At 69.4% G+C, this 11,652-nt stretch carries 8 protein-coding genes; 5 read left to right on the top strand and 3 right to left on the bottom strand.

All coding sequences use genetic code 11. The annotated features are described in order from the left end of the window. Nucleotides 1-137 precede the first annotated feature (137 nt). From ACIF9R_RS33655 to ACIF9R_RS33645, 3 genes are read right to left on the bottom strand one after another with little or no spacing between them, the layout of a single operon-like run. Nucleotides 138-2,858 (bottom strand): TerD family protein, encoded by a 2,721-nt coding sequence (locus tag ACIF9R_RS33655; protein ID WP_399986213.1) that lies wholly within the window; start codon nucleotides 2,856-2,858, stop codon nucleotides 138-140. Beyond that, nucleotides 2,848-4,914 (bottom strand): DEAD/DEAH box helicase family protein, encoded by a 2,067-nt coding sequence (locus ACIF9R_RS33650; RefSeq protein ID WP_399986212.1) that lies wholly within the window; start codon nucleotides 4,912-4,914, stop codon nucleotides 2,848-2,850. Before ACIF9R_RS33650 ends, ACIF9R_RS33655 begins: the two co-directional genes overlap by 11 nt. After that, the gene (locus tag ACIF9R_RS33645) at nucleotides 4,911-5,444 is read right to left on the bottom strand and encodes a hypothetical protein (protein WP_399986211.1); all 534 of its coding nucleotides are present in this window, start codon (nucleotides 5,442-5,444) and stop codon (nucleotides 4,911-4,913) included. The genes ACIF9R_RS33650 and ACIF9R_RS33645 overlap by 4 nt, the downstream gene beginning before the upstream one ends. 562 nt (nucleotides 5,445-6,006) lie before the next feature. Between ACIF9R_RS33645 and ACIF9R_RS33640 the strand changes: the two genes are divergently transcribed. The 5 genes from ACIF9R_RS33640 to ACIF9R_RS33620 all read left to right on the top strand — a co-directional run. Next, nucleotides 6,007-6,270 (top strand): hypothetical protein, encoded by a 264-nt coding sequence (locus ACIF9R_RS33640; protein ID WP_399986210.1) that lies wholly within the window; start codon nucleotides 6,007-6,009, stop codon nucleotides 6,268-6,270. Nucleotides 6,271-6,272: 2 nt separating this feature from the next. Next, nucleotides 6,273-7,163, top strand: coding sequence for a helix-turn-helix domain-containing protein (locus ACIF9R_RS33635; protein ID WP_399986209.1), 891 nt, complete (start codon nucleotides 6,273-6,275; stop codon nucleotides 7,161-7,163). 1,312 nt (nucleotides 7,164-8,475) lie between these two features. Beyond that, nucleotides 8,476-10,512, top strand: coding sequence for a DnaB-like helicase C-terminal domain-containing protein (locus ACIF9R_RS33630; RefSeq protein WP_399986208.1), 2,037 nt, complete (start codon nucleotides 8,476-8,478; stop codon nucleotides 10,510-10,512). Next, nucleotides 10,513-11,133, top strand: a complete 621-nt coding sequence (locus tag ACIF9R_RS33625) for a hypothetical protein (RefSeq protein WP_399986207.1) — start codon at nucleotides 10,513-10,515, stop codon at nucleotides 11,131-11,133. Nucleotides 11,134-11,332: 199 nt separating this feature from the next. Continuing rightward, nucleotides 11,333-11,652, top strand: a 320-nt coding sequence (locus tag ACIF9R_RS33620) for an IS5 family transposase (protein ID WP_399986206.1), incomplete at its 3' end; no start/stop codon positions are given.

Here is an 11,652-nt window from a genome sequence, read left to right as displayed (position 1 = left end):
AGGAACGCGACGCTGGTAGCTGGTTGACGCGACCGGCCGCGAACGCCGCGGAGGCCGTGACCATCGTGGAGCTCGCGAGCGTTGCACCGTCGCCCGTATCCCAGCACTGTTCCAACTCCAGTACCAGACCGGGGGCGTCAGGCTTCGACGTTGATGCCGTAGTCGCTGGCCAGGCCGGCGAGGCCGGTGTCGTAGCCCTGTCCGACGCCACGGGCCTTCCAGCCGGTCGTATGGCGGTAGAGATCCACCGCGATGGTGACGGTCTCGCCCGAAGAGAACGGCCCAGGTGCGAAGGCCAGTTGGGTTCTGGAGGGCTGGATGATGTCTGCTCGCCACTGAGTGTGCTGGTCGAAGACGGCGGTGGGCCGGGCCTCGACGTCAATGCTGACGATGACGGCGATGGAGGTGATGTCGTCGGGGATGAGGTTCAGATCGGCGGTGACGGTGTCTCCTCCGACGCTGACCCCGTCGTGACTGGGGTGGTTGTAGAAGACGAGGTCGTGGTCGTTGCGTACCTTGCCGTTGCGGGTGAGAAGTACAGCGGAGACATCGACGGGTGCGCCGGTGCAGGTGATGCGGACCGTCGTCGGCTCCGTGGCCACGGCCGTGTTGGCACCCTTGGCCAGCAACTGCCCCGCAGGGTTTTCGCCGTTGCGGGCCGGGACGGCGGGGGAGGGGGGTGCGATCGGCGGCAGGCTGGTACCAGTAAGAGCCGCGATGACATGCTGGAGGATGGGCCAGCCTTCGGTTTCCTCGCCAGGCCAGGGCCAGGTCAGCCGCTGGGTGCCGAACTCCTTGGCGGTCGGCGGCCGCCCGAGTGCTTCCTGTAGTTGAAGGTGGCGCAGGCTTTCGGTGGCCAGGCGGCTGAGCTGCCACTGCCGTTGGGTTTCCTCTGGGCTGTTCACCCAGGTGTCGTGGTCGACGGGCTTGCCGCCCAGCTCCTGGTACACCCGGCGGGCGAAGTCGTAGCCGTCGCCGGCCAGCAGGCGGGCGGGCCGCTCCTGCGGGGAAGACGCCGGCTCGCCGATGGCCGTGTACAGCGCCCCCAGGTCGCCGCCCGTCCAGTGGTTGGCTGCCGTGGTCGCGAACCGGGCGAACTGGGGCAGCGTGGGGGGACGCCCCTTGGCGGCGACGAAGCGGTGATGCTGGTGGGCGACCTCCTCCAACTGGGAGCGCCAGCGGCCCTCCACGAAGGCACCGAGATACTGCTCGGCCCAGGCCCGCCGGTGTCGTGTGATGAGGTCCCGTACCCGCTCGAAGCCGTCCCGGCGGGCGCCGTGACTCATGCTGGAGGTGAACGTCATCTGCCCGTACGGGGTCTCGACCGTGCTGTCCTCGCTGTCCGTGATCTCCTCCTCCGGCCCCAGGAGTTGTTCGGCGGCTTGCAGTTCGCGGAAGAAGGCGGTGTCGACCGGGCATCCGGCCGCGCGCAGGGCGGCCAGCGGCCTGCTGTAGTAGCGGTCGACGCGGTCCAAGGTGGTGCGGGAGTAGGGGCCTTCGCACACGAACCAGGCGGTCAGGCCCACGCCGTGCCAGAACTCGGCCGCGGGACCGAGGGCTTCGGCCATGGTCTGGTGCGGGCGCGGGTTGCTGACGATGCTGCCGGGATACCGCGGGAGCGTCACCGTCTCCCACAGCCGCCCCACCCGTTCGAGGACATCGGCGGGCAGACGCTGCCGATACAACTGGGGGGTCAGCCCCTGCTCGGTCCGGTTCAGACTCATCAGATCCTGATCGACCAGCCCCCACAACGACGGCATTCCCCGTGACTGGCCGGCATGCGCCTGGTCGAAGCCCGCCCACCAGCCGCGCAGGGCCGCAGCCCGCTCCTCCACTGGAGACAGAGAACTGCCGCCGCCGAGGAAGGCCGCGAGCATCGCATGGACCTCGTCCTCCGCGATGCCCGCCTCGGCCGCCATGCCGGCCGTCTGCGTGGCCATGCCGACGTACAGACGCGGCTCGGGCAGAGCGGTGATGATCTCCTCATCCGGGTGAGGGGGAGCCCGAAGGTAATCCAGCACAGCCAGCCAGTCACCCCCGAAGTACGCGGAGACGACCGGCTGCAGCTCTTTGGTGAGCACCCGGCGCGCCAGGGCTGTTCCCGTCCTGGCCTTCTTGGCGAAACCAGCCATCAGCCCTTGCAACCGCTGGATCCGGTGACGTGCGGCAAGCTGCACGAGGTCGGCGGCGGCAAGGGTGTCCAGCAAACGAAGGCGGGCCTGCTGCTGTCCCGCACGGTCCAGCTGGTGCCAGCCGCCGCCGAAGCGGAAGGCTTCCAGCGCGCTCTCGTCGATGCCCAGCAGCCGGTAACGCTCCTCGATGAGTGTCCAGAACCGCTGCTGTTCTGTGCGAGGGAAGATCTCTCCTGCCGCCCGCAGCCGGATGGGCTGAAGCAGTGTCTCGAACAGCGGCACCAGCAGCGCCCACAGCAACACCGTGTCCCAGTCCTCCACAGCGGTGAGGCGGGCGGTCTCATCGGCGGCCAGCGTCAGAGCGTGGCCAGGGCGTTCCCGCAGCAGATACGGCAGATTGACTGCCCCTGCCTTGACCGAGAGTTTCTGGGGCAGGTACCACGCGCCGAGCCGCTGCTGCTCCTGGACCCCGAAGGCGTTGGCGCAGAAGACTTCCTCTTCCCGGGTGAGGGCCGTCACCTTGGCGGTGTCCGGCGTGTGGCGTCCCCGGCCGGGGACGACGGTGGCCACCGGCCGTCCGGCGAGTCCTGTGGCCAGCAGTCTGGCCGCCAGGGCGTCGATGTCGGCGAACCGTTGCTGCTGCCCGGCCGCCCGCTCCAGGGCGAGCGCCTGCTCGGGACTGCATTCCACGGCCGGCTGCCACCAGCGTGTCGGGTCACTGGCCACCGGTCAGCCTCCGCATGTACTCGACGAACTGCTCAAACGGCACCGGCGCAGCGGTGTTCTGCGCATAGACGGCGTAGCGCTGGGCCATCAGCTGCATTTCCCGCTCCGTCCTTCGGGCCTCCACACGGTCCAGCTCGTGCACCACGCGCTGCTCGACGCGTCCCCGCTCGTACAGCACGAACGCGTCCACCCCGCCCAGACCCCCACCGGCCCCCTCCGCGGCGCCGCCGGGGCCGGGGAGATCCCCTTCCATGGTGGTGGCGTCGATCAGCGGGACATCCAGGAGCACAGCGGGATCCATGTCGTTGTCCGCGCACATGGCCTCCAGATGCTCCTCCAGGCCGAGTTCGGCATGGCAGACCACGTCCAGGTACTGCTGGTCGGCAGCCACCGCGGTCTGGCGCAGGACGCGGACACCGCGGCCGACGAACTGGTAGAACTCGCCGAAGCTGCCATAGGGGCGCAGCGGCACGACCACGGTGATGGGCGGGAAGTCGTAGCCCTGGCCGAGCATCCGCAACTGCACGATGCCCTGCAGATCCCCGGCGTCGGACTCGAAGCGCCGCCGGGTGGAGGCGATCGCGGAGGCGGGCATGCTGTGGTGCAGCGTGGCACTGGGAATCCCGTACTCCTCGGCGATCCGCGCGACCTGTTCAGCATGCGCCTGGCCCATCGCCGCGAACAGCACCCTCGGCTTGACGGGCGCCAGCAGCTTGGCCTGCGCATCCAGACACGCCCGCGTCACGGCCATCACCTGGCGGATCGGCGCCTCGGACTGTGCGGTGATGCGTGCCATCCTCCGCTCGTCGCCCAGCGTGGCCAGCAAAGCATCACGGCCCACGATCTGCTCGCGCCGCCCGTCCGGCCACACCGCCTCATACACCGTCGACGCCACCTCGGGAGCGAACCGGTGCACCCGCAGGTTCTTCGCCGACCCGTCCGCGACGGAGTCCACCAGCCGGTAGCGGTAGACGACATCGGCGTCGATCGGCTTGCCGTCCAAACGCTGGAAGCACGCCGACATCAGCAGTGTGCGTGCACCCTGGAAGTGGGCGAACAGCCGCTGGTAGGAGGCGCTGGCCGCGATGTGCGCCTCGTCGACGACGATGAAGTCGATGTCCTCCGGCTCCAGCTTGGCCAGCAGGTCTCCGTCACTGTCGCCCGTGCCCAGCGCATGGAAGTTGGTGACCAGGATGTCCGCGTCCAGAAGCCGCTCACGGCTGACCTGGCTGATCTGCCCGTCGTCCGCGTCCAGGACGAGCGTGGCCGGCGGGCGAGCGCCGGGCAGCAGCGGCCCGCCCGCCAGCCCATACAGGACGTTGCCCGGCATCCCCGGATCGAGGGCCTTGGCGAAGGTGCCGCGGATAACCGAGCCTGGGGTCACCACCAGCGCCCGCCGTCTGCTGAACGACAACGCGGCCGCCACCCCCAAGGCCGTCTTGCCCGACCCCACCGCCATCACCGCAGCCGTATGCCGGCCGCCGGAGGCGTAGTAGTTCGCCAACGCGGCCAATGCCTCGTCCTGGCACGCCCGCAGCGGCGCCCGGTCCACCCTGGCCTGTACACCGGCGAAGTACGTCCCGCCTGAAGGCAGTTCGGCACCGCCAGGCGGATCGGCCGCCCGCATCGGATCGCCGGCCATGTCCGGGATCTCGATACGCGGCACGGTAGTCACCAGCGGCGCCAGGAGCGGATCCTGCCTCAGCATCGCCTGCAACTGGGCCACGCAGCGCGCCGTGTCCGTACGCACCGCGTCGTAGGAGAACCGCAGCACCGTCAGACCGGTCGCGGCCAGATCGTTCTGTCGCAGCCGGTCGTAGGTGAACGCGGCCCGGTCACTGTGGAAGGCGAACCCGTCGAGCTCGACGGCCAACTGCAGCGCCTCACCCGCGATCAGGTAGTCCAGCCGGTAAGTGCGCTCGTTGACGGTGACCGGGTGCTGACTGTGCACCCGCGCAACGATCGACGCGTCCACGGCCGGCGTGAGCACCCACCGCAAGAACGCCTCCTCCAAGTAGGAGGCAGCTGGGATCAGTCGCTCAAGACCCGCACTCATGACGATCCACCCTGTGCCGCAGCCTCGGCAACCAGCGCCTGGGCTTTCTCCGACAGCCGGGCCGCCACATCCTCGCCCTGCCCGAAACGGGCCAACCGCCGCGCCAGCTCAAGTGCTTCCGTGAAGGCGCCCTCGCGCTCCAGCAGGCCGATCAACCGTGGCACCGAGGACACCCGCACAAACGCCGCCGGAGCATCAGTGGTGTCGAAGGACACCGCGTGCGGGATTGCTTCCATCAACTCCAAGTCCAGCAGGGCGAACACCTCAAGCGCGGCGAGGGCCCCAGGCTCCGCACGACGTGTACTCCACAGCCGATCGACCGCGCTCTGCAGAACAAAGTGGTAGTCCCTGGCCGAGCCCGGAAGCTCCAGCGCCTCCCAGACACGGGCGATCAGCTCAGCGCCGCGCGCGTCGAACGGCACATGCCGGCTGGCCGGTGTCGCAGACGTACTCCCCTCGGCGGTCGGCCACATCGGCGAGCCGTACGACTCGTCCGGACGAACCCCTGCGCCCGGCAGCGCCTCCCGCATGACACCCGGGCTCCCGGCAAAGGCAAGGCCAGGGACAGCCGCCATGCGCTCAAACCACGCCCCCACGTTCCCCCTTCACACAAAGAGGCCTGCACCCTCACCTACAGCGAAGTCGCCCCACCCGCCCCCTGCGGTACTTCATTGTCGCAGCCACACACTCTCTGCACCCCGAAAGCGGATATGTACTCCGCTCTCCGTCACCCACCCCGGCGGGCTGCTGCCAGCCAAAGAACGGGAACCAGACGCCCTTGTTGCCCACTCGACCTCGTGTCCTGAGTCGGGAATTTCGCTTCACACGCCTCTCGGCCAGCTGCACCAGGGACGGTGCAGGCCCTGGACGGGTTCGGGTCAACCCGATTTTCCAGGTGGTCTGAGCAGGGACGAACGACGTACCTGCGTTTCACGACGGTGAACACGTCAGCCTGAACGGGCGCCGATCAGACTGGCCTTGAGAGCGTCGGCGAGGGAACCTTGAGGCATCGACGGCGGGATACGCCTCGCACCAATCCCTTCCCGAATCACCCGGGTTGGGTGCCTCACCCCTACCTTCCTGGAGCTGCTCATGTCCGCCCTTCCCCTGCCCGCCGCCAGCCCCGAGCCGCCGGCGTTCTGCGCCAGCCACCTCCCCGCCCGCACCCAGCCGAGTCGGCTGGGCATCCCCGAGGTCGTGGTCATCGTCGTGGTCGTCCTGGCATCGGCCGGACTGGCCGCCGGCAACCGGCCCGTCCCGGCCGCGCTGGTCGTGGTGGCCGCCGCAGTGGCCGACCTGATCACCGGCCGCCGCTCCAGCAACGTCGCCAAGCCCTCCCGCCGCCGCAGCCGGTGACGATGGGCCGCCCCACCAAACCCGTCGCCGCCGGCACCAGCCCCCGACTGCGGGCCCTGGCCGCCTACCTGCGCCAGCTCAAGGACGACACCCGTACCACCTACGCCACCCTGTCCGAGCGCACCGGCCCACCGGGCGCGCCCGGGTACCGCGGAGCCTCCACCCTCAGCCAGGCCGCCCGCGGCACCCACCTGCCCCCGCTCGAGACCGTCCTCGCCTACGCCCGCGCTGCCGGCGACCCCGGCAGCCACTCCACGCAGCGGCGGGAAGCGACAGCCCTGAGCCTGTGGAAGGCAGCCGCGATCGAGAAGGCCCGCCCGCACCTGGTTGGCCGTGGCCGACGCACCCGGCAGGTCCGCACCCCCGCCTCCCTGGGCCGGGAACTGACGCGACTGCGCCTGAGGGCCGGCCGGCCCTCTTACAGCGCCATCGAGAAGGCGACCAAAGCCGACGGGCACCGTGTACCGCGTTCGACAGCCCACCTGATCCTCAACGGGAAGGTCCTGCCCAGCCGAGAGCAGCTGTCCGCACTCCTGAAAGCCTTCGACGTGAGCGTCGTGGACGCCGCCCAGTGGCACGCGGTCCTCGACCGCATCGAGGACCGCCGGCGACCGCCCGAGCCGACCCGGCGAGGCAGAGGGTACGCGTGCGCGGACGCCGACCCGGCCGTGCAGGAGTACCTCGAACGCCGCGAGCGCGACGAGGAGATCAAGCGACGCACCGGCCAGATCCATCCGGACGAGACGTACGAGGACTACGAGGAACGGATGCGCGAGAGGCTGTTCCAGCAGCAGGCCTCGGACGACTGGCTGTACGAGGACTACGACGAGCCGGAGGACGAGGCACAGAGACAAGCGCGGGCCGCTGAGCAGGCCGCCTCCGAACCCAGTTGAAGGCTTTGGTAGAGCGCGCCACCCCACAGGGCAGGTTGCCGATCACGCCGGACAGCCGGCTTACCGTTTCCGCCCATCGCCACCCATCCTCCTGAGCAGGACCAGTTCCGTGATCACCCGCGACTCCCACCCCGGCGGTACATAATTCCAGTGAATATTATGTACCGTCAGCTAGACTGGGCAGCAGCGTTACATTTTTTGGCGTTCGGTCGTTCCGCAGCCGCTGGCGGCCGCTCCCGAGCCGACTGCCCGACCTGCCCCTCGCAACCCTTGCCGCGTCTGTTCTTGGAGTCCCGGAATGTCCTCCTCGCATTCATCCCGCACTGCCAGTGAGGCGTCTTCCGGCGCTGCCATGCCGGACAATTCCGCCCCCGCTGCTCCGCCCGCAGCCTCGACGGAACCGTCCGACCCCGCTCCGCGCTGGGCGGGCCACTGGCCCCTGAGCTACCCCGAAGACGCCGGCCGCCGACACGGCGAGAACACTCCCAAGCCAGTTGAAGGCATGGTGGAGGACCCGGGAACAACATCCACCGCCCCTGACGCGGAAACACCACACGCCATGGCGCGCACCCGCCCGGCGACGCTGCACGGGGCCCGCAACGCACTCAAACAGTTGATCGACGCAGCCATCCAAGGGCAACCCACGCCCCTGACGCGCGGCCCGCACCACGCACTGCTCACCACCCCCGCCCACGCAGCCAAGCTGGGCTGGAACCTCACCCAAGCCCCGACCCACAGCTTCGCGGACGCCCGCAAAAAGCTCGGAGACCTGATCCAGTACAGCGCCGAGGGCCACCCCCAGGTACTGCGCCGCCACAAGACCCCCGTCGCCGTCCTGCTCGCCGCAGCCGCGGACGGCACTCCCGTGCCGCCCGCACTTCAAGCCGAGCCCGCACCCGACACCGTGGCTCCGACTGCAACGGCAGCCCCAGACTCCGCCGCAACACCCCCTGAGGGCCAGCAAGCAGTCCAAAACCCCCTCCCGACCACAGCAGCCGAAGTCGAGGCCGCCAAAGACCTCACACCCGCGCCGACAACTACCCCTGCCAAAGCGGCCATTGCCCCCACCACGTCCTCGGCACCGCATCCGGAACCGGCGCCGACAGCCCACGACACGCCTGCACCTGCCCATACGCCCCCCGCCTCACCCGGCACCACCCCAGCCCCATCGACCGCCCCCACCGGCTCGCCGGCCGCTACCGCTCCAACCCCCGCCGATCCCGTACTCCAGCACCCGGTCACACCGCCGACCGCCCTCCCCAAACCCCCCTCGACCCCGCCCGAGCCGAGCCCGCCGGCCCCCGCTCCCGCGATGCCCGGAACCGGCCACGAGCCCGCCCTCCCGGCCGGCGGCCCACCAGCCATCGCTGCGCCGCGCACCCCGCGACGCCTGGCCGCACTCGCCCAAGCCCTCGACACCGTCCTCCCGACCACCGCCCCCACCGGTGAAACCACCACGCCCACGCCTCTGATGGGCCTGTCGACCGGCATCCGCGCCCTGGACGACGTCCTCGGCGGACTCCAGCCCGGCCGCTTCTACCTCGTCGCCGCCGCCCCGGGCGCCGGATCCAGCCTGATCGCCACCGCCGCCGCCCGCACCAGCGCCCTCGACCAGCACCAGCCCGTCCTGTACGCCGCCTCCGGACTCACCCGCGCCGACATCGCCGCACGCATCGTCGCCGCGCACCTGCCCGTCGACTACCGCCGCCTGCGAGCCGGCCGCCTCACCCCCACCGAACAGGACGACACCGCAGCCCTCCACCACCACCTGGCCCAAGCCCCGCTCTACATCGACGACGGCACCGACCTGACCACCGACGCGATCACCGAAAGCGTCCCGGACCTGCCGGGCCTGGCCCTTGTCGTGGTCGACCGCCTGCAGACCACCGAGGACCCCCGGCTGCCGCTGTCCGGCCCGGCCCAGATCACCGACGCCGCCCAGGCACTCGTCCACCTGGCCCGCACGCACGAATTCCCGGTCCTCGCTGCCGTCGACACCGACGACCCCCAGGTGATCGCCGCGCTCAGCCTCGACATCACCGTCACTCTGACCCGCGACGCCGACCAGATCCACGCCACCGTCACCGAGCGCGACCTCGGCCCGCAGGCCACCCTCACCCTCCACGCCGACCTCGCCCACGCCCGCATCACCGACCCCTACGCCAGTCCCGTCACCCTCACTTCAACACCCCAAACGCCCCCGACTACGCCCCCGCAAGACCCCGCACCGACCCCGCAGACGCCTCTCCAAGCCCCCACCAGCCCATCCCCGGACCCCATGGCCACCCAGCCCGCCCCGACGGCCCACACCGCCGCCCCACGCAGGCCATCACCCCGCCGCACCACCGCCTCACCCTCGCCCCAAGGCGGCTACGCAAACCGGGACTACAGCTACTTCACCGGCATGATCACCCGCGCCGTCGACGAAGCCCTCCATGACTGCGACGGCGACCTCACCGCCGCGACCGAAGCCCTGGTGAAAAAGGCCGTACCGAACGCAATGGCTCTGTTCGAAGCGACCCGCGTCGGCGGAAATTACGAACACACCGTCTACCCGGAAACCCTCGAATTCCTCCGGAAGAAAACCAAGGACGGCGCCGACGAAATCTGGGAAGGCCGCCACAACTGGACCAACACCCACCTCACGGAAGAACTCAAAAACGGCACCCACCCCCCGATCACCGTCAACGCCCTCGACACCAACGCCAGCTTCCTGTCCGCCTTCAAGACCCACCTGCCCATCGGCGCCCTCATCCACGACCCCCACGGCGGCTTCGACCCCAAACGCTCCGGCATCTACCACCTCCCCACCCGTCCCACCTGGCACCACCCCGACCTGCCCGACCCCATCGGCAACCGCCGCGAAGACGGCCCCGTCCTCCTCGACGACGCCACCATCCGCCTCCTCATCCGCTGCGCCCGCCTCGGACTGTGCGAGGCCCCACACATCACCGAATGCTGGACCTCCGGCACCAGCGAAGGCCTCCTGGAAAAATTCCGCCGCGTCCTGACCGAGGCCCGCACCAACGCCCTCGAAACCGACGACACGGTCACCGTCGAATACATCAAAGCCATGTACTCGAAATTCACCTCAACCATCGGAGAATCAAGCGTCAACCGCGACATCCGCCGACCCGACTGGATGCACATCATCCGCTCCCAGGCATTCGCCAACCTCTGGTACAAATCCCACCGCGCCCACAGCAACGGCCTGACCGTCGTCCGCGTCCGCGGCACCGACGAACTCCACGTCACCGGCGACTGGCGCACCGTATTCACCGAAGGCCGCCTCACCACCCAGATGAAACAAAAAGACCAATACACCCTGCCGAGGAAGAGCGCCCGATAGATGTCGACCGACGGATGGAAAAACTTCGGCAACTACGGCGCAGACCGCGACCCCGGAAACGTCCACGGAAAAATCGCCCTCGCCCGCGCCCTCGAAGACGCCCTCGAACGCATGATCATCGACGGCGGAATCAAATCCCCAGTCGACACCCGCCGCGGCCTGAAAGCCCGCATGCGCTACCTCACCACCACCAAAGGCGGCCCCCAAGCCCTGGCCGACGCCGGCATCCACGCCACCCCCACAACGATCCGAGCCTGGACCCGCGGCACCCAGCGCCCCCGCCCAGCCAACCTCGAAGCGATCGACACCGCCTACTGGAACCTACGAGCCCACAACGTGCTCACCAACCCCGGCGCCCTCAAGCAGCACCTCAACCGAGGCGGCCGCGGCACCCGCATCGAAATCCACCCCGTCAATCAGACAGCCGTCCACGAGCCACGCCGCCGCGACAACCTGAGGATCCAGCACCGGCAGGTCCGCTACATCTGGGACGACGCCGTCGACGCCCTCGTCGCCAGCGACCTGGCCACCATGGAAGACCTCTGGGACGATGTCATCGCCGAACTTGACTCCGACTGGGGCGCCTACACCTACGTCTCCTACATCGGCATCGGCGCCTGACACGACCACTGACGATCTGCGGGGGAGCGCCAGTTTTGGGCCTCGCCGTCTGGGAGCCAGCGGCGCAGGTGCGGTGACCTCGTCGGTACCGACTGGTGGTGCTCACCCGTTGCAGGCATGAGCGACGAAGAGCCATGCCACTCTAGGCACTGTCCGGCGGATCATGTGACTTTCCGACCGGTCGCTCGTTGGTTGGGTCATGGGCCGGGGGGATCTGACGAATCGCGAGTGGTCGTTGCTTGAGCCGCATCTGCCACCTTTGGGTGGCCGGGGCGGCCGGTGGAACGACCACCGCACCGTGGTCAACGGGATCCTGTTCCGGGTCCGGACCGGTGTTCCGTGGCGTGATCTGCCGGAACGCTATGGCTCGTGGAAGACCATCTACGAGCGGCATCGCCGCTGGTCGGCGGACGGCACCTGGGATCGGATCCTGCAGTCGGTCCAGGCCGACGCCGACCTCGCCGGGCGGATCGACTGGTCGATGGTCGGCGTCGACTCGACGTCCTGCCGGGCCCATCA

Origin of the sequence: Streptomyces sp. NPDC086080, from assembly GCF_044540255.1 — a bacterium.
GTDB lineage: Bacteria > Actinomycetota > Actinomycetes > Streptomycetales > Streptomycetaceae > Streptomyces.
Note: the sequence above shows the minus strand (reverse complement) of the source record. Positions and strands in the feature narration are given on the sequence as shown.